Below are 24,629 nucleotides of genomic sequence, written 5' to 3' on the forward strand. Positions count from 1 at the left end.
CCTTCCGAGACTCCCCGAGACATGTCACCACACGGCTCGCGTGGCATCGTGCCGCGTTTCCTCTCCCGCTTGGACGCAGGGGTCTCCACGCTCCAGGAGATTTGATGAACGATCACCTGACCGGCTGGCTGGCCACTCTCGACGAAGAACGACTCGCGCGCGTGCTGGCCAACCGGCCGGACGCCCTCGCCCCGCCGTGGCCGCGCAGGCTCGACGCCCTCGCCGAGCGGCTGGCCGGCGACTTCGCCGTCATGGAGGTCATGCGCACCCTCCCCCTCCCGGCCCTGGAGATCGTGCAGGCCTGCCTCGCGCTCGGCGACCGGCCCACCGAGGAACGGCTCGCCCGCTTCCTCGGCGTGAGCGTCTCAGAGACGATCCCCTGGCTGGACCGCCTGTACGACCACGCGCTGGCCTGGCCGGAGCCGGACGGCGGCATCGGGCTGGCCGGCGGGCTCGCCCGCTGGTGGACGGCTCCGTGCGGCCTCGGCGAGCCGCTCGCCGCGTACCTCGAGTCGTGGACGTTGAACACCGAGGGCCTGCGGCGGATGTGCCGCAACCTCGGGATCCCGGCGCAGGGGACGAAGCGCCAGATGACGGCCCGGGTGACGGCGGCGCTCGGCGACGCGGAGCTGCTGTCCTCCCTGGTCGCCGACGCGCCGGAGGGGACGATCGGCATGCTCGACGACTTCGCCTGGGACGGGCCGATCCGCAGCGTGAACGGCGACCTGTTCATCACACCGGGGACGCCCGAGAAGTGGGCCGTGGAGCGGGGCCTGCTGTTCCGTACCCAGTGGGGGGTGGCGGGAATGCCCCGGGACGTGGCGCTCGCCCTGCGCGGCCCCGACTACCATCCGCCGTTCACGCCCTGCCCGCCCGACCTCGCTACCGTGCCCGTGGACGTGGAGGCGGTCGAGCACGAGATGTGCCTGGCCGCGCCGCGCCTGCTCGACCGGGCGACCGCCCTGCTGGAGAACGTCGACAAGACGCCGCTCCCCCTGCTGAAGGGCGGAGGCGTCGGCGTGCGCGAGGTGAAGCGCGTCGCGAAGGAGACCGGCTGCGCCGAGGAGGAGACCCGCCTCCTGATCGAGGTGTCCGCCGTGGCCCGGCTGATCGGCCTGGACGAGGACGCGGGCGGCCTCGTCCCCACCGACGGGTTCGACGCCTGGCGGATGTCCGAGGGCCCGGCCCGGCTGCGCGTGCTCCTGGCGGCGTGGTGGCGGATGGAGCGGTCCTCGCTGCGCCGGGTCCAGGAACGGTACGCGACCGTGCTGGGCGACGACCCCGAGGGGGAGATCGTCGCCCGCATCCGCCGGGCCCTGCTCGCCGCGCTCGCCGAGATCCCCGAGGGGCGGGGGTTCGCCACGTTCCCGGAACTCGTGCAGGCCGTCCACTGGCGGGCGCCGCTGCTCGACAGGGAGCTGCTCGCCGAATGCGCGCCGGCCGTCCTGGAGGAGGCGCGGCTGCTCGGGCTGTTCGCCGGCGGCGCGACGACCTCGCTGGGCCGGGCGCTGGCCGCCCTCGGCTCGGTCGCCGGCACCGAGAACGACGGCGCCGCCCCCGAGGTCGAGCACGACCCCGCCCTGGCGGAGCGGGCGGCCAAGTCGCTGGCGAGCGCCCAGCGGACGGCGCTCTTCGGAGCGGACCTGACGGCCGTCGTCACCGGCCCGCCGTCCGCCGAGCTGGCGTCCCTGCTGGACCGCGCCGCCGACCGCGAGTCACAGGGCGCGGCGTCCGTCTGGCGCTTCGGCCCCGCCAGCGTACGGCGTGCTCTGGACGAGGGAGAGACCGCCGACGGCCTGCTCGACGGGCTCGCCGAGGTGGGAACGCTGCCCCAGCCCCTCGTGTACCTCGTACGCGACGTGGCGCGCAGGCACGGCGAGGTCGCCGTGGCCACCGTGGGCTGCGTCGTCCTCGGCACTGAACCGGCGTTGCTGGCCGAGATCCACGCGCACCGCAAGCTCGCCAGGCTCGGCCTTCGCCTGCTGGCGCCGACCGTCCTGGCCGGTGAGGCGACCGCCGACCGCACGCTCGCCGCGCTGCGGGAGGCCGGGTACGCCCCGGTCCCCGACGGCTCAGGAGGGGTCGCCGTCCGGCGCGGCCCGCGCCCGAGCCACGACACCCCGAGCCACGACACCCCGGGCCGGATCGACGACCGGGACGCGAAGCGCGAGCCGGAGCCGGGCGACGGCCGGTTGATCCTGTTCCCCGGCGGGCGTACCGCCGAGGCCGACGTCCCCACCCACCCGTACGCGCTGGTGGACGGCCTCGCGGACCTCCCGGTGGACGTGCCGGACCCGCGCGAGCACGCGCGGAGGCTGCTCGCCTCCCGCGGCCCCGACCGTCCGGGGGACACGCCGGACCGCGCGCCGGGCCGGACCTGGGCGGTCGTCGGACGCCGCGCGACCCGGCTGCCGGCCGCGCAGCAGACGCTGCTCGGCTTCGTCGTCGACCGGGGCGTACGCGCGCTGATCACCCTGGCGGACGGGGTGACCGCCACGGTGAGCCACGGCGAGCTGCGCGGCGGCGTCCTCGACGCCTGGTGCGAGGAGGCGGGCGACTACCTCGACTTCCCGCTGTGCGAGATCACCTCGGTCGTCGCCGCCCGCTAGCGGGGCGTCTCCGTCGCCGCCCGGCGAGGCCCCGGGGGCCGCGGCGCCGGTTCAGGGGGTCAGCGTGAGGGTGTCCACCGCCTCCCGGCGTACGCCCTGCTCCGAGAAGGGCCAGGCGGTCAGGCGGCCGTCGGCCCACAGCTCCGCCTGGTCGTCGTAGTGGGCGTGGAAGGCGTGCCCCGACGCCCCGGTCAGGTTGATCCAGCGCGATCGGTCGAAGTCGGCGAGGTCGACGACCATCCGCATCGAGGGGACCCAGTCGACCTCGTAGCCCAGGTCGCTGTCCCATCCGGTCGCGTCGACCGCGTCCTTGCCGCCGCCGAGGTGGAGCGGGCCGCGGTTGAACAGCCACTCGACGGGGGCGATGCCCGAGGTGCCGAACGTCTCGTTGGTCAGGTCGAGCGTGTGCAGGTCGCCCCAGCGCCACCCGTCGGGGTCGTCGCCGAGCCGCTCCCGCAGGTCGGCCCCCGCGTCCTTGATCGCCGTCGCGAGGATGTCGTCGCGGGTCTCGGTCACGTCGTCCGTACGGACGTCGTCCCACCAGGGCGAGTCCGGCTGGTCGAGCAGCTTCCCGACGACCTCGAACCATCTGTCGCCGCCGCCCGGCCGCGCGCTTTCCGGCAGCTCGTCGTCGAACGTCCGCTTGAGCAGGTGCCGCCAGACCGCGTTGTAGTACGCGGCCCCGGACGAGTCCCGGGTCTGTGCGAGGTCCCACCCCTTCAGGAGCGGGGTGTCGCCTCCCCCGATCCGCAGCAGGTGGGGGACGAGAGTCTCGGCGAAGCCGTTGCGGGAGTCCATCTGGATGTCCCGCATCGTGTCGGCCGTGATCTTGCCCGCGCCGACGGCCTGGGTGATCCGCTCCACGATGCGCTGCGAGCGGTAGCCGTACGACCAGTCGGACGTGAGGAACGGGCCGTAGTCGGGCCGGATCGCGGCGTTGTTCGCGGTGACGATGAACCCCTCGGGCGGGTTGTACGCGTGCGGAAGCTGCTCGAACGGGATGTATCCGGTCCACTCCTGCGCGCCCGTCCAGCCCGCGGCGGGCCACTGGCCGTCGCCGTCCGCGCGGATCGGGATCTTGCCCGGCGCCTGGTAGCCGATGTTGCCCTCCAGGTCGGCGTAGATCAGGTTCTGGGCGGGGGCTTCGAACTTCGCGGCGGCATCGCGGAACTGCTCCCAGTTCTCCGCCTTGTTCAGCAGGAAGATGGAGTCACCGGTTCTGCCGGGGTCGAGCGCCGTCCAGCGCAGCGCGACCGCCATCCCCTTGTCGATCTTGCCGAGCTTGGCGGCGGCGCCCGGCAACGCCTCCCCGGCGTTGCCGAGGACCTCCGAGATGATCGGCCCGTGCGCGGTCGAACGCACGGTCAGCTCGACCGGCTTCCCGCCCGCGACCTTGATCTGCTCGACCCGGGTCTGCAGCGGGACCCATGACCCCTTGACCTCGTAGGTGTCGCCCTGGACCCGCTCGACGTACAGGTCGGTGACGTCCGGCCCGAGGTTGGTGAACCCCCAGGCGATCTTGTGGTTGTGTCCGATGATCACGCCCGGCACGCCGGAGAAGGTGTAGCCGGTGACGTCGAAGGGGCAGGCCGACCCGACCGAACGGCAGTGCAGCCCGGCCTGGTACCAGATCGACGGCATCCGCGGCCCGAGGTGGGGGTCGTTCGCCAGCAGGGGTTTGCCGCTCTCCGTGTGCGCGCCCGCGACCACCCACGAGTTCGAGCCGATGCCCGCCCGGTCGGCCCCGGACGTGCCGAGCAGGCTGGGGACGGCGTCGAGCACCTTGGCCACCCGGGCGAGCGCGTCGGTCGCGGGCGCACCGGAAACGCCGGACGGGGAGGAGCCGGCCTCGGCCCCCTTCGCCCGCCCGGCCGCGTCCGAGGCCGCCGGGCGTACGGCGGGATCGGCGGGCGCGGTGGGCGCGGAAACGGGGCGGGCGGCGGGCGCGGAAACGGGGCGGGCGACGGGCGCGGCCGGGGACCCGGCCGCCGACGAGGCGGCGCTCTTCTCCTTGGGGTCGAACTCGCCGTCCCGGACCGCTCCCCTGGTCACGATCGGCTGGTGCCGGTCGAAGGGGTAGCCGGGGAAGAGCTCCTCCACCCGCTCAAGCGGAAGCGCCGACGCGTCGATGGCGCGCTCGATCTCCGCGCCCATGTTCGAGCGCAGGTCCCAGGCCAGGGCCTTGAGCCAGGAGAGGGAGTCGGCCGGGGTCCACGGCTCCGGTTCGTACGCCCCGTTGGTCAGGGCGAGCACGCCGTACTCCAGGCTGCGTGCCGCGAAGCCCTGGTTCTGCTCCATCCACGCGTTCACCCCCGCCGCGTAGTCCTCCAGCGCCGTGCGCGCCTCGGGGCCGAGGAGGTCGAACTCCTTCTCCGCCGTACGGCGCCAGCCGAGCGTGCGCACGACCTTGTCGATGTCGAGGGTCGATGTGCCGAACAGCTCGGACAGGCGGCCCGCCGTGGTCTTGCGGCGGAAGTCCATCTCCCAGAAACGGTCCTGGGCGTGGACGTACCCCTGCGCCCTGAACAGGTCGGCCGAGGTGTCCGCGTAGATTTGCGGGATGCCGTACCGGTCGCGGATCACGGTGACGTCGGCCGCCAGCCCGGGCAGCCTGATCTCACCGTCCACCTGCGGGAACGACCTGCGGACGGTCCAGGTGACCACGCCCGCGAGGACGAGCGCGAGCACCAGCAGGACGGTCAAGACGCGGAGCAGCCACCGGATCGGCCAAGGGAAACGAGCATAGGGGGCGAACCTGACCATCGACCGACCTTTCCTCTGGAACGCGCATCACAGTATGAAGGTCCGGCACATAAGATCAATCCCCGCCGTCACCCGAAGCCCCGGACCTCCGATCGGTGGCCCGCCGGGACACCGGACCACAGGCCGCGGATCTCCCCGGCAGGGTGCCGGGTGGCAGGTCGCGGATTCCCGTGGCGGGAGCCGGGCGCGTACGCGAGAGTGCCTCACATGATCGATCCGCGTTCGTCCGGTGAGGCCGCCCCCGGAGACCAGGTGAACACCGAAGAGCCCCCAAGTGCGCACGCTTCCGGGCCGACGGGGGCGGCCCCCGTTGATGCGGCTGTCGCGGACGCGGCCGCTCCCCGGCGTGAGGCGGCGGGGGCGCCACGCCGGAAGGCACGGCGGCGGTGGGTCGGCGTCCTGGTGTGGGCGTCGGTCGTGCCCTTCGCGGCGTGGGCCGCGCTCCGGCTGGTCCCCCGAGACGTGCACTTCGAGTGGATCCGCGCGGTGGCCTTCACTCCCTACGTCGCGCTCACCGCGGCGGCCGTCCCGCTGCTCGCGCTGCTGTCCCGCAGGTGGACCGCCCTCGCCGTGAGCATGGTCGTCGCCGCGACCCTCGCCGCCTGCGTGCTGCCCCGCGCGGTGGAGGGGGGCAACCCTCCGGCCGGCGGCCCACGGCTGCGGGTCCTGTCCGCCAACCTCAAGATGGGAGCGGTGCCGCCGGGCGAGCTGGTCGCCCTCGTACGGGAGCTGCGTCCCGACGTGCTGACCCTGCAGGAGCTCACCCCCTCGGCAGTCAAGGGGCTGCGCGCGGCCGGGCTCGGCACGCTGCTGCCGTACGAGGTGGACCTGGCGGAGCCGGGCGCGCACGGGTCGGGGATATACAGCCGCCACCCGGTCGCTCCCGAACCGCCCATCCCCTCCGGGATGTTCCGGCAGGGGGCGGCGACGGTCAGCGTGCCGGGCGCGCCGCCGGTCTCCGTCGTCTCGGTGCATCCGTGCGCGCCGCGGTACGCCGAACGCGCGGGCTGCTGGGCGGAGGGGCTGGCCGCGCTGCCCCTGCCCGGCGGCGGCCCGGTCCGGATCCTCGCCGGCGACTTCAACGCGACGCTGGATCACGCGCGGATGCGACGGCTGCTCGACGCCGGATATCGGGACGCCGCGGCCACGACCGGGAACGGTCTCACCGCCACCTGGCCGTACGAGCCGTGGCACTTCAACGGGTGGGGCATCCCCCCGGTCACGCTGGACCACATCCTGGTCGATCCGGGTGTGGCGGCCCGGTCCTTCGACGTCCGCGGGCTCGCCCGCACCGATCACCGGGCGGTGTTCGCCGAGCTCACGCTCCCCGGGCTGTGAGCCGGCCGGGCGCAAGATGTGCCCGCACTCACGCTCCCCGCGCCGTGAGCGGGCCGGGCGCAAGATGTGCCCGCACTCACGCTCCCCGCGCCGTGAGCGGGCCGGGCGCAAGATGTGCCCGCACTCACGCTCCCCGCGCCGTGAGCCGGCCGGGCGCAAGATGTGCCCGCACTCACGCTCCCCGCGCCGTGAGCCGGCCGGGCGCAAGATGTGCCCGCACTCACGCTCCCCGCGCTGTGAGCCGGCCGGGCGCCGTCTCGGAGCGGAAGGTGTGGCCGAGCTCCTCCCCGAGTCCGAAATAGTGCCGGAAGTTGTAGATCAGCGGGCTCCAGGCCGAGGGGTCGACGTGCTGCGTGCCCGGTACGACGATGCGCGGGTCCGCGTGCACCCGCAGCACGTGGGCCTCGATCACCTGGAACATGCCCGTCAGGTCCGGCCGGATCCGCGCGGCGCGGGCCTCCAGTTGCAGGGGGCAGCCCGCCGCCCGGGGCGGCCGTACCGTCTCCGACGGCTCGGGGCGCAGTCCCGCCGCTTCGAACTTGGCCGGCTCGTGCCGGAAGGCGCCCCGCTTGCGCTCCGGGACGGGGTCGCGGCCGGTGAGCGGCGCGAGGCGCTCCACCGCCGTCCACTGCCCCGGCTCGGGGAGGTTGATCACCAGGTCGGGCCGGGCGGCGAGGTTGTGCGCGGTCTGGCTCTCCCCGCCCAGCCCGAGCACGACCACCTGCCCCAGCGCCCAGGCGGAGGACATCGGGGCGAGGTTGAAGGAGCCGTCCTCGTTCTCGGTGGACAGCAGCGCCACCGGCGTCCCGAAGTACAGGATGCTCGGCGTGATCGTCAGGTGGTCGGTCGTCATGCGCGCCAACGTAGGGCGCCGACCTTTCGGCGGTCCCCGAACGGTCACGCCGTCCGGAGTTCGGCGAGGTCAGGCGCCGCCGCCGGGCGCGGTCAGGTGAGGGAGACCTGCCCGAACCTGGTCTCGAACCCCTTCCCGACCGGAGCGGCGCACATCACGCCCGCGAACGCGGGGACGTCCGGGGGGAAGTAGGCGAGGCGCAACATCCGCTCCGGCGGCGCGCCGTCGAGGCCGTAGCGCACCGTGGCGGTGTCGCCGGTGCGCTCGCAGTCGACGGTGACCGAGCCGAACGCGTCGCCGGGCACCGTGACGGACCAGTCCGACCAGCCGCGCGTGACGACGACGCTGAGGTGCGGCACGCCGTCCACGAGCTCCGCCCCCGCCTTGATCCAGTTCTCCTCGTCGATCCGGAGGACGACGCCCGCCTGGTCGTACTGCTCGGCCCAGCCGATCTCGAAGGTCGCGGTGATCCGCAGGTCGCCGGGCACGACCCGCCCGAACATGTGGCCGGTGTCGTACGAGTAGCCGTAGTGGGTCTTCTGCCAGAGATCGGTGCCGGGGTCGGCCACGACGCGCAGGATCTCGCCCGACTCCCACTCGCGGGGCTCGTTGATCCATTCCCAGTCCGTGTACGGCATGGCGTCTCCTTCGCTCGGATGAGGGACTCGATCATGCTATGAGAGCGCTCTCCGGGCCAGTCGTCACAAAGAAGATCTACCTCCCATTTGTGCCCATTTGTCCGCTTTACCGGCAGATTGCCTATACTCGTGCCACGCAAAGCGCTCTTGCGAACTAAATCCCCAAATATCGCAATGTCGTCGCAAACCTCCTGAGAGGACGTGTCCCTCCCCCTCCCCGGGAGCCCCCCAGTTCACACCCCGCCGGGCCGTGCTCCGCCCTGCCCGGAATCAGGTCCGCCGCCGATCCCCCGGCTGCGGCCGTACGCCCCTCTCGCGACGGCGCTCACCCCGGTCCCCCTCCGGGGCGATGTGCGAGCCAGCGAAAGGATGCTCATGCAGAAACGAGCCCGCCGGGCGATCATCACCGTGACCGCAGGTCTCACGCTCATCGGAAGCGCGTCGGCCGCCGCCGCAGTGATGATGTCGCCGGGCCAGGGCGGTGACGTCGCGCGTCTCGCGCAGTCGCCGTCCGCCGCCGAGACCTCGTCCGCCCCCCAGGCCGCCCCGTCCGCCGAGAGCCAGAGCACCAGCACCAGCACCAGCACCAGCACCAGCACCAGCGAGTCCGGCACCGAGACGAGCACCGCCACCGACACCGGCAGCGGACCCGGCGCCGCCACAAGCACGGAGACCCGCACCGGGACCGGCGCCGCCACCGCCGCCCAGGCCGCCGCTCCCGAGAAGTTCAGCCCCACGAAGGCGAACGAGACGAGCGCCGCCACGGCCACCAAGACCACCAAGGCGAAGCCGAAGCTGCCCACCGGCAGGGCGACCGCCACCTCTTTCTGGGACGCCCAGACCGCCTCGGGCAAGCCGATGCGCTACCAGACCATCGCCAGCCCGTACTGGCCTCTCGGCACGAAGGTCAAGGTCACCTACAAGGGCAAGAGCGCCATCGGCGTGGTGGAGGACTTCGGCCCCGCCGAGTGGGCCGTCGCGCAGCACGACCTCCCCGCGATCATCGACCTGTCCGAGAAGATGATGGCCGACCTGACCGGCGTGCGTTCCAACAGCGTCCACGTCGACTTCGAAGTACTGAAGTGGGGCACCGGGCGGGTGTACCGCACCTCCGGCACCGGCTACAACCTGGCGATGGGCCGATAGCCGCACTTCACCCCGGATGCTCGGGCCCGCGTAAACTGCGAGAGTGGCTGACCCCAAATTCGAGATTCAGATGCTCCACGACCGCGTCATGGTCAAGGCTGATCCCGATGCCGAGGAGCGGAGGAGCAGCGCGGGCATCGTCATCCCGGCCACCGTCAAGATGGCCAACCGGCTCGTCTGGGGCGAGGTGTGCGGTGTCGGAGCCAACGCCCGGGCGGTCAAGGTCGGCGACAAGGTGCTGTTCAACCCCGAGGAGCAGTCCGAGGTCGACGTCCAGGGACAGATCTATCTGGTGATGCGCGAGCGGGACCTGCACGCCGTGGCGACCCCGCAGACCGACCACGGCACCGGTCTCTACCTCTGACCTCGTCCGGGCGTCGCCCGGCTCCCTCCCCCTCCGGGCATCCCCCGGATCTTTCTCGCACCGGCCCGTCCACCGTCGGCGGACGTGACGTTCACCGGAAGGCGGGGCGCCTGCCGCCCCGCCTTCCGCGTTCCCGGCGCCGGTGTCCCGATGCGTGCCCCCGGCCCCATCTCCCGGCACCGGCACCCCTACGCCCCCGCGCCATCTCCCGGCCCCCGCGTTCCCGGGCCCCCTTCGCCCCCGGGCCATCTCCCGGGACCCGAACCCCCGGCTGCCGTGGCGCGCACACCCCGCCCGGCCTCGGGTGCTCGTCCCGCGCGCCCTTCGCCCGTGCGGCAGGGCCGATCTAAGGTAAAGCCGGGGCAAAAAGGGGAGGGGACCGGTGGAGAAGCCGCTACTTCCGGACGATCCGCGCGAGATAGGCGGATACGTACTGGAGGCACGACTCGGCGCGGGGGGCCAGGGAGTCGTCTACCTGGGCCGGGCGTCCGACGGCACGGAGGTCGCGGTCAAGGTCCTGCACCGGGAGTGGGCCGACGGCGAGACCCGCGGACGACTCGTCCGCGAGATCAGCGCCGCGCGACGGGTGGCGCCCTTCTGCGTCGCGCAGGTCCTCGACGCCGACGTGGACGCCGACCTTCCCTACATCGTCAGCGAGTACGTCGAGGGGCCCTCGCTCCAGCAGGCCGGGCCCCGGTCGGGGTCGGCGCTGCACAGGCTGGCGGTCGCGACCGCGACCGCCCTGGCGGCCGTCCACGAGGCCGGGGTCGTGCATCGTGATTTCAAGCCCGCCAACGTCCTGCTCGGGTCGGACGGCCCCCGGGTCATCGACTTCGGGATCGCCCGGCACATGGACGCGACCACGAAGAGCGGCGGCCTGGTGGGCACCCCCGCGTACATGTCCCCGGAGCAGATCTCCGGAGCGCGGGCCACGCCGGCGAGCGACGTGTTCGCGTGGGGCTGCGTGATCGTGTTCGCCGCCACCGGGCGGCCGCCGTTCGGCGACGACAGCGTGCCCGCGGTGATCAACCGCGTCATGAGCCGCGAGCCCGACCTCGGTGACCTCGCCGAGCCGCTCCGGTCGGTCGTCGCGGACGCGCTGTGCAAGGACCCCGCGCTACGGCCGTCGATCCTCGACGTCCAGATGCGGTTGCTCGGCCGATCGGCCGCCGCCGGCGAACCCGCCCCGGCGCCGCCGTCCCCGCGATCACCGGTGCCGCCGGCGGGGCCGCCCGCCGCACGGGCCGATGCCCCGCCGGAGCCCGGCGCGGGTCACGGGGAACGCGGTGAGGGCAGTGCCACCGCCCCTCCCCCCGGCGTCCGCGACACCGCGGCGCGCGTCGGGGCGCCGACCCAGCCCGGCCGGTACGGCTCACGCCACCGGAGCGCCCTGCTCGCCGGAACGGGAGCGGCGACCCTGGCCGTCGCGGTGGCGGCGGGCGTGCTGCTGTGGCAGGGCTCCGGGAGTGGGGAGTCCGGCGATCCCACGGGCGGCGCGCGGGGAACGGCCGCACTCGGGACCACCGGGCCGGAGGTACTCGTCGCGACCACCTCGGCGGAGCCGTCCGCGTCCACCGCGGCGTCCCCGTCCCCGGTGGCCTCCCCCACGCCCGGGTCCGGTTCCGCGACCCGATTCCCGGCGGGGTACGCGGGAGTGTGGCGCGGTCGCGTCGACTACGACCCCGGCGCGCACGACCGGCTGGTGGTCACCATCGAGAAGGGCGGAAGGACGGTCACCGAGCAGTTCCTGGACTACCGCTGCACGGGGACGTCCCGGCTCGCCGAGATCACCGACGCCTCCGTCCGCCTCAAGCGGGTGAGCATGCGCGGCAACTGCGTACGCAACGGCGAGATCTATCTCACGCTCAACGAGGACGGCACGCTCGGCTTCGAATACTCAGGGCACGGCGAGAACGAGTACACGAAGGACCAGCCGTTCTTCATGCACGCGACGCTCACCCGCGACCGCTGACGCGGTGTCCGGCGACGCTCACCCGTGACCGCGGACGTGGGGTCCGGCGACGCTCTGACGTAGCCCCCGCGCGGTTCGCCCGGGCGACGGCACGCGCGTCCGGGGCGACCGGGAGCAGCTTCTCCGTGACCATCCGGCCGAGGGCGTAGTTGTCCTTGCCGCCGAGGAGGTAGTCGTACACCCGCGCCGAACTCGGCGCGGAGGTGTCGATCCCATCCGGAACACGCTCCAGCTCCGACATCTCCGCCTCCGCGAATGCCCCTATATCAGGCCATTCGTGATCTTAGTGACGGCAGTGGGGGTGGTACAGGCATCGCCGTGAAGCCTCCGAAAGCCCGTCCCCTTTAGAGATCGATCACCGCCTTTACCGGGCGATGACTGACTTTCCGAGTTAACGCGCGTGACAGGCTATTCCACTCGCCATCGAAAGGTCGGCGAACGGTCGCGGCCACTCCCGCACATCATCCCCTCCCCCCTTTCCCCGCCGTGGATCCCGGGGGCGGGTTCCGCATTCGTCGTGACACGCCGGGCAACAGGGCCGTCAGGCACGTCAAGCAGCGGCAACGCACCCGTGATCCCAAACCGGCCCGGCAGGACTCTTTGCTCACCCTAAATCGGAAGAATTCGCTTTCGGCCGCCAATTAAAAGCTGTTCAATTCGAGCGCATTTTAAATGATTTGCGGCGCTAGGGGTGATAGTGTCGCTTTTGAAAGATCACGGAAGCCGTCTGAGGGAGGCACCAAATGAGCCTTACCAAAGTCTTTCCGACAGGGCAGTTCAGCTCCTGGGGTTGGGGCGGGGGCTGCGGAGGCGGTGGTTGCCGTCGTCGCCGCCGCTGCTGCTGCCGCCGCAGGTGCTGCTGGCGCAGATGCTGCTGGTAGGCCCTGGCTGATCTGAAGAAAGAGAGCCGGCGGGTTTTTCCCGCCGGCTCTCGGCCATCGCAGAGGCAGGTATCTCACGTGGAACCGAACCCATCCTCCGACGAGGAATACGCGCCGCACGCCGACTCCGAGCCTTCGGCCTCCCCCACACCGGCGCCGGCCTCACGATCCCGGGCGGCGACGGGACGGCGTGCGGCGATCACCACACCTGACAGGGACACGACCGGAACGGCCGACGCCACACCGCCGGACGCCGCGTCAACGGACGCCGTGGAGGACGCACCCACGATCACCGCGCCGATCGTCTCGATCCGCACCACGCTGCGGGAGTTCTGGCCGCAGACCCGCGGCGTCCGCTGGTTGTTCGCCGCGGGCGTGGTGGCCGCCGTCCTCGCCTCCGTCTGCGAGGTCGGGGTGATCGGCCTGTTCGGGCTCATCACCGACGAGGTCCTGGCCAGCGGGAAACTCGGCTCCTTCTGGGCCCCGGCGGGCGCGTGGATCGGCGTCGCCGCGCTGGCCGGTCTGCTGTCCTTCTCCAGCGCGTACGCGACGGCGCTCGCGGGGGAACGGTTCCTGCTGCGGCTGCGCGACAGGGTGTTCTCCCACCTCCAGACGCTCACCCCCGACTACTTCGAGAACCGCCGCCTGGGCGACCTGATGGCCCGCCTCACCGACGACATCGAGGCGATCGAGGAGCTCGTCGGCTCCGGCCTGGTGCGGATCATCACCACCGCCGCGGGGGCGGTGCTCTTCTCCGGAGCGGCGTTCTTCATCCGCTGGGATCTCGCGCTGGTGACCTTCGCGATGGTCCCGCTGTTCCTGCTGGTCTCCAAGGGGTTCACGGCGAGGCTGCGCAACGCCTCCGCCCGCGAGCGGTCGAGCAACGGCGCGATGAACAGCGTCATCGAGGAGAGCCTGGCCAACCAGTCCCTGGTCCAGGCGTACAACCGCCAGGAGGCCGAGGCGGCGCGACTGCACGAGGAGGGCCGCAGGTGGCTCCTCGCCAACGTGGCGCAGGCCCGGCTGTCCGCCCTTTACGGCCCGGCCGCCCAGATCGTGGAGACGCTCTGCCTGCTTGTGATCATCGGTGTGGGCGCGTGGGAGATCGCCTCCGGCCGGCTCACCATCGGCGGCCTGCTCGCCTTCGCCGCGTACCTGGCCTATCTGTATCCGACGTTCCAGGGGCTCGGGGAGCTGGCGCTCAACGTGTCCTCGGCGGCGGCGGGGTCGGACCGGGTGATCGAGGTGCTGCGCGCGAGGCCCGCGGTGACCGACCCGGATCCCGGCACCTCCGGCCCCGCTCCCGGCGAAGAGGCGAACGACGGCCCCGCACCGGCGGGGACGTCCCGGATGACGGCCGGAGCCGGTACGGCGACCGGTGACGTCGTCGTCCTCGGCCCGCACGGGCGCGCCCGGATCGAGTTCGACGACGTCGCGTTCACCTATCCGGGCCGGACCACGCCGACGCTGACCGGTCTCACCTTCACCGCCGCCCCGGGCGAGCTCCTCGTGTGCACGGGACCGAGCGGCGCGGGCAAGACGACCATCGCCAAACTGCTGCTCCGGTTCTACGACCCCACCGAGGGACGCGTCCTCCTCGACGGCGCGGACATCCGCGACATGCCGCGCAGATCCCTGCGCGAGAACATCACCATCCTCCAGCAGGAGAACCTGCTGTTCTCGGGGACCGTACGGGACAACATCGCGTACGGGCGTCCGGACGCCACCCTGGACGAGATCGTCCGGGCCGCCGTCACCGCCGAGGCGGACGACTTCATCCGGACGCTGCCCGAGGGGTACGACACCCCGATCGGCCAGCGGGGGCGGCTTCTCTCGGGAGGGCAGCGCCAGCGGATCGCGATCGCCCGCGCCGTGCTGCGCGACGCCCCCGTGCTGATCCTCGACGAACCGATGACCGGGCTGGACCCGGAGACGGCGGCGCGGATCATGGAGCTCCTCCGGCGGCTCATGGACGGGCGGACGACCATCCTGATCACGCATGATCTGCGGCACGTGCCCGCGCCGAGCCGGAACATCGTGCTGGAGCCGGCCCACCGGCCGTTCGCGGTGGACGGCCCCTCGCTGGACGCCGGCCCGGTCGTCCTGTCCTGACGCGCCCGGCGCCGTACGGGATGCCCGCCCGCCGTCGCCCGCGTGCGGTGTGTGCACGCGGGCGGCGGCCCACGCCGATCAGCCGAGGAAGAGCCTCGCCTGCTCCACCAGGTCGATGCCCAGGGTGAGCTTGAGGGAGAGCCAGACGATCGCGGCCGCGAGCGCGGCGGTGAGCAGGGCGGCCACGACGCGGACGAACCAGTTCTGACGCCCGAGCCAGTCGGTCGCGACGGTGACCGTGCGCTTGGCGAAGCCGAGCAGCCGGTGCGCCCACGCGAACTCCGTGGCCAGTACGGCGAGCCCGGCGAAGACGACGAGCCAGCCGGGCCCCGGGAACGGCACCATGATCAGACCGGTGACGACGAGCGCCGCGCCGAGCACGCCGACGATGATCTTCAAGGTGAGGCGGCCGCCGGGGCGGGCGCGTACCCGATCGAGCCAGCTCCCCTGCTCGGCCGCCTGCCGTTCGGACGGCTGCGCGATGGACGCCGGCACATCGCCGCCGCTCTCGTCGCCGCCGCTCAGCGCGTTCTCGGTTATCGCCACCCGGTCACCCCCTGACACACAGGATAGACAGCCACGGAACCGCCAACCTCGCCCTTCCGGGCGAAACGGACTCCTCCGCGGCGAGGCTCCTCATCCGGTCACGAGGCCGCGCAGGCGACGGCCGCGGGTGCCGCGTTTGCGTGCACGGGAACTGGCGAGAGACTCACACGGCCGCGACGAACCCGTCAATACTCCGGATCTTGGCGTCCCGGCCCCGCACACCGCGCCATGCCCGGCGGCCCGGGGTGGGGCCGCGCGTGTTCCAGCGCGGCGGCGTACGCGCCGAGGACTCACCCGGGCGGGATCTCGGTGCCGGTGGGCGCGGCGGGGGTGTAGATCACCACATGCAGGTCGGGGTGGTCGGCGGGGGCCAGGCGGTGGTGTTCGTAGCGCAGGACGCCTTGAGCGGGGTGATGGAAGACGCGCAGGCGGGACGCGAAGCCCTCGATGCGGTGGTCTTGCCAGGCGTCACGGAACGGCTTGCTCGCCCCGAGGAGGCGCTGGATGATCGGGGAGCGGGCCAGGTCGCCGAGGCGGGGTCCGGCCTCGGCGCGGAATTCGGCGAGGAAGCGGCGACTGGTGGTCTCCCAGTCGGGCAGCAGGTCGCGGACGTAGGGATCGGTGAACACCAGCCACAACAGGTTGCGCTCGGGCGGGGCGACGGTGTCCACGTTCGGGTACAGCGCGGCGTAGGCGGCATTCCAGCCGGTGATCGTCCAGTCGGGGGCGATGGCGTAGGCGGGGAAGCCGGCGAGCGCGTCCAGCAGTCGCCGCACGTGGCCGGGCGCCACCTGGTCGACCGGTTCGGCGGCGTACGGTCACCCATGGGCGGAACATGGCCGGCGCCCGCGCCCTGATGCGCGCCTCCGGTATCCCGGCATCCGACATCGGCGCCAAGCCGGTCGTCGCGGTGGCCAACAGCTTCACCGAGTTCGTCCCGGGCCACACCCACCTGCAACCGGTCGGCCGCATCGTCTGCGAGGCCGTCACGGCGGCGGGCGGGATCGCGCGGGAGTTCAACACCATCGCCATCGACGACGGCATCGCCATGGGCCACGCCGGGATGCTGTACTCGCTGCCGTCGCGGGACCTGATCGCCGACTCCATCGAGTACATGGTCCAGGCGCACTGCGCCGACGCCCTGGTGTGCGTCTCCAACTGCGACAAGATCACACCCGGGATGCTGATGGCCGCGCTGCGGCTCGACATCCCCACGGTGTTCGTCTCCGGCGGCCCCATGGAAGGGGGACGGGCGGTGTTGACCGACGGTACGGTCCGCACCCGCCTGGAACTGATCACCGCGGTCTCCGAGGCCGTCAACCCCTTCGTGCCGGACGACGACCTGGCCCGGATCGAGGAGGCGGCCTGCCCCACCTGCGGATCCTGCGCGGGCATGTTCACCGCCAACTCCATGAACTGCCTGCTGGAAGCGCTCGGCCTGGCCCTGCCGGGCAACGGCTCCACTCTGGCCACCCACACCGCCCGCCGTGGCCTGTACGAGCGGGCCGGCCGCGCCGTGATGGAACTGGCCGCCCGCTACTACGGCGAGGACGACGTCCGCGTCCTGCCGAGATCCATCGCCTCCCGTGCCGCGTTCGACAACGCCATGGCCCTGGACCTGGCCATGGGCGGCTCCACCAACACCGTGCTGCACCTGCTCGCCGCCGCCCGCGAGGCCGACCTCGACTACACCCTGGCCGACATCGAGGCCCGCTCCCGCCAGGTGCCGTACCTGTGCAAGGTCGCCCCCAACGGCCCGCTCCTGATGGAGGACGTCCACCGCGCCGGCGGCGTCCCCGCCATCCTCGGCGAACTGGACCGCGCCGGACTTCTCCACAAAGACGTGCACGCCGTCCACGCCGACTCCCTCGATGAGTGGCTGGCCACCTGGGACGTCCGCGGCCCTTCCCCCTCCCGTGAGGCGATCGACCTGTTCCACGCCGCCCCGGGCGGCACCCGCTCGTCGACCGCGTTCTCCCAGTCGGCCCGCTGGGAGTCCCTCGACCGGGACGCCGCGGCCGGCTGCATCCGCGACGCCGTCCACGCCTACTCGCGGGATGCGGGCCTGGCCGTCCTGCGCGGCAACCTCGCCCCCGACGGCGCTGTGGTCAAGTCCGCCGGGGTCCCGGAAGGCATGCGGGTCTTCACCGGCCGGGCGGTGGTGACCGAGTCGCAGGAGGAGGCCGCCGAAGCGATCCTGTCCGGACGCGTCACGCCGGGCACTGTCCTGGTCATCCGCTACGAGGGGCCACGCGGAGGCCCCGGCATGCAGGAGTTGCTGTATCCGACCGCCTACCTCAAAGGGCGGGGCCTGGCCACCTCGTGCGCGGTGGTCACCGACGGCCGTTTCTCCGGCGGCAGTTCCGGCCTGTCGATCGGCCACGTCTCGCCCGAGGCGGCCGCCGGCGGCCCTCTGGCTCTCGTCCAGGACGGCGACACCATCACCGTCGACATCGCCGCCCGGCTGCTCCGCCTCGAGGTAGGAGAGCAGGCTCTCGCAGCCCGGCGCGCCGACCTGGAACAGGGCATCGGCTACCGGCCACGCCACCGCGACCGCCCTCTCTCCACTGCGCTGCGCGCCTACGCCGCCTCGGCCCAGTCCGCCGACAAGGGCGCCGTACGCGAAGTCGCGGACCGCTGAGCCTCAGCCTCCGGCCACGGCGACGACGGCGGTCGGTGCGCAACGACCGGTCGTGAGGAAGGCTCGGGAGCCGGATGCCAGTGGGCCCGTGGCGCCTACCTGGATCGCCCCATGCGTGACTCAACGGACCGCCGGAGCCCGCAAGCGCGCGGCCGGCCTTTCGCACGGGACGGTCATCCGGCCGGCGGCGCGCTCATCCCTTCCCGGGGATCGCGGCCAGGTTGAGAGCGTCGTACGTGTCGCCCGGCTCGACCGTCTTCGTCGTACACGTCGGAGACGGGCCGGGTGTTCCCTTCCCGCCGGCTCCCGCCGCCGGCGTGCAGGTCTCCTCGATCTCGAGGCCACCCGCGTTCCAGAGGTAGACCTGGGTGGGCGACGACGAGGCGCCCTGCCGGTACGAGCCCAGGCTCCCGTCCGGGCTGACCGCCGTGACCGCGCCCGCCTTACCGGTGACGAGGTCGTACATCAGGGTGGTGTTGTCGCGGTTCGCCTCGACGAAGCGGTCGCCGTGGATCTCCAGCTCGGCCACGTTCCACGGCAGGCGCGTGCGGCCCGAACCGTCGACGCGCATCACGAGGGGCTCCCCGCCCTCGCGGCCGACGCACCACTGCGCCGAGCAGCGCAGCCCGATGGTGCCCGGCGGCGGGGTGATGGTCCGCCGCACGCCGGTGCGCAGGTCGACCAGAACGTTCTGGTTGGCGTACATCTCCCCGGTCTCGATGTCGCTCTCCGCGGGCACGTTGCGGGCCCAGGGCCAGGACGCCAGCCACAGCCCGTCCGTTCCCGGGATCTTCTCGGGCTCGCCGCCGCCGATCGGCATGCGGTAGACGCCGCCGTTCCCGGCCGACCAGACGACGTGGTCCCCGGTCACCCCGAAGCGATCGATCCCGGCGAGGTCGCCGGTCACCTCGCCGACCCGGATCGGGTCCCCGCCCTGCCGGGGCGCCACCCAGAAGTCGGCCCATCTCTCCGGTCTGCTCGGCCTGCGGCCGTACCAGACGATGTAGTCCTCGCCCACCTCCGCGTTCTGCTCGACGTACCCCTCGCCTCCTGACGGGATCCGGGCGAGGACGCGGCTGCGGCCCGTCTTCATGTCGTAGACCTCGAACCGCTCGCGCTTCTCGGACGACGACTCCGCGGTGAGCAGGATCTCGGTGGGGCCGAGCGCGGTGACCGCGCGGTAGAGGAGTCCGTCCGCGGACTTCTTGGGCAGCGACGCGACCGCCTCCGGCCACACCGTGCGCGCGCCCTCGCCGTCCCACTTGGGCTCCGGGGTCGCGGACGCCGCGCCCGCTCCGGGGTCGTCGGTACGGCGCTCGTCGCGCGTGACGGCGGCGACTCCGGACGCGACGGCCACGGCCGCGGCTACGGCCAGGGCCGCCCCTACCCACCGGCGCGTCCCGCGTCCCCGGCCGCCCGCCGAGGCCCCCTGGTCGAGACCGACCTGATCGCTGCTCATGCTTCCGCGGACTCCTCCCTGAAGATCGTTATCCGCGGGCACCAATCTACCCAGGGTGGCGGGCCCGCCCGCCGTCACGATCGGGAGGACGGCACGGGCTAGCAGCCGGGCACTCCGGAGGCTCTGTCCGGCGGTGCCGTGCAGACCAGGGGTTCCTCGACGCGGATCGTGCGTTTCGCCAGCATGGGCGCGGCGACCTGGGTGTAGAGAAGGACGCCGATCGCGGCCGTGATCAGGCCGTAGCCCACCAGGCCGATCTTGTTGCGGGCGGCCAGGGAGAGGAGCAGGCCGACGACCGGCGCCCCCAGGCCGAGGATCAGGGCGGCGACGACCAGGACCGTGGCGGCTTTCTCGTTCGCGGGCTCGTTGTCCCCCAGCGCGAAGCCGAACATGAACGCCAGCACGGCCAGGAGGGGCGTGCCCACGAACCAGATGATGCCGAGGGCGAGGAGTCTCCCACCGCTCCTCGATCCGGTGCCGTCCGATGTCATGGTCAGCAGTATCCACAGTTCTGCGCGACCCGTCGGCGGGGGCGGGCCCTGATCGGACGGACCTCGCCCGGTTCCGTGCGGCGCTCCGCGGGCCCGCGTCACCCGTCGCCGCGGGCCGGGCCCTACTTCTCGGTGAGGGAGAGGAGGCTGACCAGGTCGTACGCGACGTGCGAGGCCGCGACCGACGTGATCTCGGCGTGGTCGTAGGCCGGGGCGACCTCCACGACGTCCGCGCCGACCAGGTTCGCCCCGGCCAGGCCGCGCAGGATCTCCAGCAGCTCCCGGCTGGTCAGGCCGCCCGCCTCCGGCGTACCGGTGCCGGGCGCGTGCGCCGGGTCGAGCACGTCGATGTCGATCGACACGTACAGCGGCCGCTCCCCGATCCGCTGCCGCAGCGCGTCCACGACCTCGTCCACGCCGCGCCGCATCACGTCGGCGGAGGTGACGACGCCGAAGCCCATCCGCCGGTCGTCCTCGAGGTCCTTCTTGCCGTACAGCGGGCCGCGGGTGCCGACGTGGCTGACCGCCTCGGTGTCGAGGATGCCCTCCTCGACCGCGCGGCGGAACGGCGTGCCGTGGGTGTACTCGGCGCCGAAGTAGGTGTCCCAGGTGTCCAGGTGGGCGTCGAAGTGCAGCAGCGCGACCGGGCCGTGGAGGCGGGCGGCGGCGCGCAGCAGCGGCAGCGCGATGGTGTGGTCGCCGCCGATCGTGACCAGCCGGGTGCCGTCGGCCGCCAGCGCGGAGGCCGCCTCCTCGATGGTCTCGACGGCCTCGTTGATGTCGAAGGGGTTGCAGGCGATGTCCCCGGCGTCGGCGACCTGCTGGGCGGCGAACGGCGAGACGTCCAGACCCGGGTGGTACGGCCGCAGCAGGCGGCTGGCCTCGCGGACCGCCGAGGGACCGAACCGCGCGCCGGGCCGGTAGGAGACACCGGTGTCGAACGGCACGCCGACGACGGCCACGTCCGCGCGTCCCACCTCGTCCAGGCGGGGCAACCGGGCGAAGGTCGCCGGGCCGGCGAAGCGCGGGACGCGGGAGGAGTCGACTGGCCCCCGGGGCTCGGTCATGCTGGTCGGTCCTTTCACGGAGAGTCGGCGGACGCGGGCCGACTCTAGCGGGATCCGGCCGCGCCGCCTCTGGGCGGACCGTCCATGGGGCGAGGCGGGCGTTGTGCGACTCGTCCATTCCTCGGCACCCGCCCGTTCATAAACTCGGTGGGTCACGTACGAGCCGAGGAGAAATGTGAGCGACGAGATCACAGCGGCCGGGCTCCCGGCCGCTTTCGCCTGGTCACCGAAGGGGTGGCCGTCAGAACGCGCGTTCAGTACACCGGACGCGGCCGAGGTGTGGTGCTACACCGACCGGTTCTCCTACCTTCCGGGTGAGACCGTGCGGTTCCACCTCAGCGCGAGCGTCCCGTCGTTCGACCTGGAGGTGGTCCGCGACGGGCTGGAGCCGGAACGCGTGTGGTCCCGGCAGGGCCTGTCGGCGGGCCGCTTCGAGGCGCCGGCCGACGCGCACGCCACCGGCTGCGACTGGCCGGTTGGGCTGGAGCTGGAGATCCCGGACGACTGGCGGAGCGGCTTCTACATCGTCACGGTCCGCGCCGTCGCTCCCTCGGGCGAGTTGTGGGAACGCGACCACTTCTTCGTCGTCAAGGCGCCGGCGCACCGGCGGGCGCGCACCGCGCTCGTGCTGACCACCAGCACGATGCTGGCCTACAACGACTGGGGCGGCGCCAACCACTACCGCGGCCTGGGAGACGACCCGCGCAACGACGCCGGGTCGCCGCTCGCCTCGACGCAGCGTCCCATCGCGCGCGGCATGATCCGCAAGCCGGCCGGCGCGCCGCGCGAGGCCAACCCGGGTGTGCTGCCGATCGGCGGGGCCCCGCGCTACCCCTCCTACGAGTGGGCGCGCCTCTTCGGCTACAGCCGCCATCACGCCGACGCCTTCTGGGCGACGTACGAGCGGCACTTCGTGGTGTGGGCCGAGCGGAACGGATACGAGCTGGACTACCTGACCCAGCACGACCTCCACTTCGACCCGCGGGCGCTGGACGGATACTCCTGCGTCGTCGTGGTCGGCCACGACGAGTACTGGTCCTGGCGGATGCGTGACACCGTGGACGCCTACGTGGACGGCGGCGGCCACCTCGCCAGGTTCGGCGGCAACTACCAGTGGCAGGTGCGGCTCAGCGACGACGGGAACACGCAGTACTGCTACCGGCTGCCGTCCCTGGACCCCGCCGCGGCCGAGACGCCCCACCTCGCCAGCACCGTGTGGGAGGCGAAGTCGGTCAACCGGCCCGGCGCGACCACCATCGGCCTCAACGGTCTCGGCGGGATCTACAACCGCTACGGCGTCGCCACGCCCCGCTCGTCGGGAGGCTTCACCGTCTACCGGCCGCACCATTGGGCGTTCGAGGGGACCGACCTCTACTACGGCGACCTGCTCGGCGGTCCCCCGTCGTTCCTGGCCGCCTTCGAGCTGGACTCGGTCGAGTACACGTTCCGGCGCGGCCTGCCGTACCCGACGTTCGAGGACGGCGCACCGGAGACCCTGGAGATCCTCGCTCTCGCCCCCGCCGTACGCGGCGAGGAGGACCGTTTCGGCGGCCGCGTGCCGATCGGCGGGCCCGAGGAGGAGGTCTACAACTACAACGCGGACCTCGGCGACGATCTGCCCGACTACGTGCACGAGGGCGAGATGCGCGGCGCCGGCATGATCGCCGCCTTCACCCGCGGCGACGGCGAGGTCTTCAACGGCGGCACCACGGAGTGGTCCCACGTGCTCAGCCTCGGCGACCCGTTCGTCGAACGCATCACCCACAACGTCCTTCGCCGATTCGGAGCCGCCTCGTGACCACCCCGACGAACCCCGTACCGGCCGCCGAGGCCGGCATCGACCAGGTCCGGAGCATCGACGCCCGGAACGGCGAGCGTTTCGTGCCGCCGCTGAGCGACTACCACCTGCTGTCCCCGGAGTGGAGCGAGGAGGAGTTCCGCGTCTTCGGCGGCGCGACCACCTCGTACACCGGCGGTTTCTGGCGGGGCGAGCCCGGGGCGGTGCGCTTCGACTCCTGGCCGTACGACGAGATCTGCTTCATCCTCAAGGGGCGGGTCGCCGTGCAGGACGCCGAGGGGCGGCGCAAGGAGTTCGGCCCCGGCGAGTCGTTCCACATCCCGCAGGGTTTCCGCGGCGACTGGATCACGGTGGAGCCGAGCGAGAAGATCTTCGTCGCGGTCAGCCGCTGAGCGCGGGAGCGGACGGGCGGCGAGGGCATCGCGACGGTGACACTAAAGTTACCCAATGGTCCCGCTTCGCGTGTTCGTCGCCCAGTTGGGCTTGACGGTGCTGTCGGGCGCGGACCGGCTCGACGCGCCGATCCGCTGGGTTCACGTCAGCGAGCTGACCGACCCCTCGCAGTATCTGCAGGGCAACGAGTTGCTGCTCCTCGCGGGTACCAACCTGCGGCCCGAGCAGAGCGCGGAGTACGTGCGCCTGGTGAAGGAGGCCGGGATCACGGCGCTGGGTTTCGGCGTCACGCCGGTCTTCGACCGGGTGCCCGGCGAGCTCGTGGCCGCCTGCCGCGAGCAGGATCTCCCGCTGCTGGAGGTCCCCGCCTCGGTCGCGTTCGAGTCCTGTGCCGAGCTGCTCTACGGGCAGCTCCTCTCGTCGGAGTTGTCGGAGATCCGGCGGCTGACGGAGGCGCAGCGCGCGCTGATCAGGGCCGCCGCCGGCCCGTCCCCGCTCACCAGGACGCTGGAGCTGCTGGCCGCGCACACCGGCGGGTGGGCGGTGCTGTACGACCGGGACCGGGATCGGGAGTGGTCCGGCGGGGTGCCGCGCGTCGACGCCGACGTGCGGGCCGCCATCGACCGGGTCTGCGCGAGCACGGGCCCGGCGAGCGCCACGATGAGTTCGGTCGACCAGCGTGTCATGGTGCAGTCGGTGACCGGGCCGCTGCCCTCCGGCTACGCGCTGGCGGTGGGCGCCCCGATGGTGGCCGGGGTGACCGACCGCACCCTCGTGCTGACGGCGGCCGCCCTGCTCGGCCTGATCATCCCGGATACGACGGACAACTGGCCCTCCCACCAGGTGGGCCAGGCGGCGCTGGCGCTGGCGCTCGACCCGCACTCGCCCCGCTGGATCCAGCACGCCGCCGCCGTCTTCGGGGTGCAGGGCTCGGTGTCCCTCTGGCGGGTCGCCTGCGTACGCGCGACGGACCGGGCGGGCGACCGGCGGGCCGGCACCCGGCTGGCCGAGCTCGCCTCCCTGCTGGCGTCCCCGTTCGTCGACCAGGACGGCGCGGTCTGCGTCGCGCTGCTGCCCGAGTCCGCCCCGCTCTCCAAGATCACCGATGATCTCGCCCAGGCCGGCTGGCTGGCCGGCATCAGCTCGGCCCATCCCGTGACGGGGCTGCGCGCGGCGCACGAGGAAGCCCTGGGGGCGCTGCGCACGGCGTTGTTCCGGGGTGACTGCGTGGTGAGCGGCACGGAGATCGACGGGCTCGCCGGGGCGCTGGACATGAACCGGCTGCGCCGGTACGCCGACCGCCGGTTCCGGCCGCTGCACGAGCGCCGCCAGCAGGACGCCGCCGACCTGCTCGCCACGCTGCGGGTCTGGCTGCGCCACAACGGCCACTGGGACCGCACCGCCGAGGAGCTCGGGGTCCACCGCAACACCGTGCGCCACCGGATCGGGCAGGTGGAGGCGAGCCTCGACTGCCGGCTCGGCGACGCGGACACGAGAGTGGAGCTCCATCTCGCCCTCCGGGCGCTCGAGGAGCTCTGAGGCCGCTCCCCCGCCCGGG

19 protein-coding genes are annotated in these 24,629 nt (G+C 72.7%); 10 read left to right on the forward strand and 9 right to left on the reverse strand.

The window, feature by feature from the left end; all coding sequences use genetic code 11:
* The first annotated feature begins 104 nt into the window (after positions 1 to 104).
* A complete protein-coding gene (locus tag AWQ70_RS26535; protein WP_067181384.1) occupies positions 105 to 2,609 on the forward strand; it encodes a helicase-associated domain-containing protein in 2,505 nt (834 codons plus the stop codon).
* A gap of 51 nt (positions 2,610 to 2,660) precedes the next feature.
* On the opposite strand, the gene AWQ70_RS26540 is transcribed toward AWQ70_RS26535, so the two are convergent.
* Positions 2,661 to 5,372, reverse strand: coding sequence for a penicillin acylase family protein (locus AWQ70_RS26540; RefSeq protein WP_067181387.1), 2,712 nt, complete (start codon positions 5,370 to 5,372; stop codon positions 2,661 to 2,663).
* Positions 5,373 to 5,579: 207 nt separating this feature from the next.
* Between AWQ70_RS26540 and AWQ70_RS26545 the strand changes: the two genes are divergently transcribed.
* The gene (locus tag AWQ70_RS26545; protein ID WP_157530425.1) at positions 5,580 to 6,710 is read left to right on the forward strand and encodes an endonuclease/exonuclease/phosphatase family protein; all 1,131 of its coding nucleotides are present in this window, start codon (positions 5,580 to 5,582) and stop codon (positions 6,708 to 6,710) included.
* A gap of 220 nt (positions 6,711 to 6,930) precedes the next feature.
* Here the strand turns inward: AWQ70_RS26545 and AWQ70_RS26550 are convergent, their stop codons facing one another.
* Complete coding sequence (locus tag AWQ70_RS26550; RefSeq protein WP_067181391.1) at positions 6,931 to 7,563, reverse strand: flavin reductase family protein; 633 nt, start codon at positions 7,561 to 7,563, stop codon at positions 6,931 to 6,933.
* Between the two features lie 92 nt (positions 7,564 to 7,655).
* Positions 7,656 to 8,201, reverse strand: coding sequence for a DUF1349 domain-containing protein (locus AWQ70_RS26555; RefSeq protein ID WP_067181395.1), 546 nt, complete (start codon positions 8,199 to 8,201; stop codon positions 7,656 to 7,658).
* Positions 8,202 to 8,576: 375 nt separating this feature from the next.
* On the opposite strand from AWQ70_RS26555, the gene AWQ70_RS40000 reads away from it, so the two are divergent.
* From AWQ70_RS40000 to AWQ70_RS40670, 3 genes are all read left to right on the forward strand, one after another.
* Positions 8,577 to 9,347, forward strand: coding sequence for an RlpA-like double-psi beta-barrel domain-containing protein (locus AWQ70_RS40000; RefSeq protein WP_067181398.1), 771 nt, complete (start codon positions 8,577 to 8,579; stop codon positions 9,345 to 9,347).
* Positions 9,348 to 9,390: 43 nt separating this feature from the next.
* Complete coding sequence (locus AWQ70_RS26565; RefSeq protein ID WP_067181402.1) at positions 9,391 to 9,711, forward strand: GroES family chaperonin; 321 nt, start codon at positions 9,391 to 9,393, stop codon at positions 9,709 to 9,711.
* A 382-nt stretch (positions 9,712 to 10,093) separates the two neighbouring features.
* Entirely contained in the window at positions 10,094 to 11,683 is a 1,590-nt protein-coding gene (locus AWQ70_RS40670; protein ID WP_067181405.1) for a serine/threonine-protein kinase, read from the forward strand.
* Here the strand turns inward: AWQ70_RS40670 and AWQ70_RS26575 are convergent.
* Entirely contained in the window at positions 11,667 to 11,924 is a 258-nt protein-coding gene (locus AWQ70_RS26575; RefSeq protein WP_067181408.1) for an SAM-dependent methyltransferase, read from the reverse strand. The genes AWQ70_RS40670 and AWQ70_RS26575 overlap by 17 nt on opposite strands.
* Before the next feature lie 718 nt (positions 11,925 to 12,642).
* Between AWQ70_RS26575 and AWQ70_RS37990 the strand changes: the two genes are divergently transcribed.
* Positions 12,643 to 14,676, forward strand: a complete 2,034-nt coding sequence (locus AWQ70_RS37990) for an ABC transporter ATP-binding protein (protein WP_245647163.1) — start codon at positions 12,643 to 12,645, stop codon at positions 14,674 to 14,676.
* A gap of 78 nt (positions 14,677 to 14,754) precedes the next feature.
* Here AWQ70_RS37990 and AWQ70_RS26590 read toward each other — a convergent pair whose 3' ends face one another.
* Both AWQ70_RS26590 and AWQ70_RS26595 read right to left on the reverse strand, forming a co-directional pair.
* Entirely contained in the window at positions 14,755 to 15,222 is a 468-nt protein-coding gene (locus tag AWQ70_RS26590; protein ID WP_245647164.1) for a TIGR02611 family protein, read from the reverse strand.
* Positions 15,223 to 15,512: 290 nt separating this feature from the next.
* Positions 15,513 to 15,998 carry an MmyB family transcriptional regulator gene (locus AWQ70_RS26595; protein ID WP_218004668.1) on the reverse strand — a complete coding sequence of 162 codons (486 nt, stop codon included), beginning with the start codon at positions 15,996 to 15,998 and terminating at the stop codon, positions 15,513 to 15,515.
* A 59-nt stretch (positions 15,999 to 16,057) separates the two neighbouring features.
* Between AWQ70_RS26595 and ilvD the strand changes: the two genes are divergently transcribed.
* Complete coding sequence (gene ilvD, locus AWQ70_RS26600) at positions 16,058 to 17,863, forward strand: dihydroxy-acid dehydratase (protein WP_067181411.1); 1,806 nt, start codon at positions 16,058 to 16,060, stop codon at positions 17,861 to 17,863.
* 193 nt (positions 17,864 to 18,056) lie between these two features.
* Here ilvD and AWQ70_RS26605 read toward each other — a convergent pair whose 3' ends face one another.
* The 3 genes from AWQ70_RS26605 to speB form a co-directional block, all read right to left on the reverse strand.
* Positions 18,057 to 19,322 carry a hypothetical protein gene (locus AWQ70_RS26605; RefSeq protein WP_067181414.1) on the reverse strand — a complete coding sequence of 422 codons (1,266 nt, stop codon included), beginning with the start codon at positions 19,320 to 19,322 and terminating at the stop codon, positions 18,057 to 18,059.
* A 98-nt stretch (positions 19,323 to 19,420) separates the two neighbouring features.
* Positions 19,421 to 19,813 carry a hypothetical protein gene (locus AWQ70_RS26610; RefSeq protein ID WP_067181418.1) on the reverse strand — a complete coding sequence of 131 codons (393 nt, stop codon included), beginning with the start codon at positions 19,811 to 19,813 and terminating at the stop codon, positions 19,421 to 19,423.
* 122 nt (positions 19,814 to 19,935) lie between these two features.
* Positions 19,936 to 20,880 carry an agmatinase gene (speB, locus tag AWQ70_RS26615; protein WP_067181422.1) on the reverse strand — a complete coding sequence of 315 codons (945 nt, stop codon included), beginning with the start codon at positions 20,878 to 20,880 and terminating at the stop codon, positions 19,936 to 19,938.
* 175 nt (positions 20,881 to 21,055) lie between these two features.
* Here speB and AWQ70_RS26620 point away from each other — a divergent pair, with 175 nt between their 5' ends.
* The 3 genes from AWQ70_RS26620 to AWQ70_RS26630 are packed head-to-tail and all read left to right on the forward strand — an operon-like array spanning position 21,056 to position 24,610.
* Positions 21,056 to 22,678 carry a N,N-dimethylformamidase beta subunit family domain-containing protein gene (locus AWQ70_RS26620; protein ID WP_067181425.1) on the forward strand — a complete coding sequence of 541 codons (1,623 nt, stop codon included), beginning with the start codon at positions 21,056 to 21,058 and terminating at the stop codon, positions 22,676 to 22,678.
* Positions 22,675 to 23,070 carry a cupin domain-containing protein gene (locus AWQ70_RS26625; protein WP_218004669.1) on the forward strand — a complete coding sequence of 132 codons (396 nt, stop codon included), beginning with the start codon at positions 22,675 to 22,677 and terminating at the stop codon, positions 23,068 to 23,070. The genes AWQ70_RS26620 and AWQ70_RS26625 overlap by 4 nt, the downstream gene beginning before the upstream one ends.
* Positions 23,071 to 23,125: 55 nt before the next feature.
* Positions 23,126 to 24,610, forward strand: coding sequence for a PucR family transcriptional regulator (locus AWQ70_RS26630; RefSeq protein ID WP_067181429.1), 1,485 nt, complete (start codon positions 23,126 to 23,128; stop codon positions 24,608 to 24,610).
* The last annotated feature ends 19 nt before the right edge of the window (positions 24,611 to 24,629 follow it).

It is taken from the genome of Microtetraspora niveoalba, assembly GCF_001570405.1.
GTDB lineage: Bacteria > Actinomycetota > Actinomycetes > Streptosporangiales > Streptosporangiaceae > Microtetraspora > Microtetraspora niveoalba.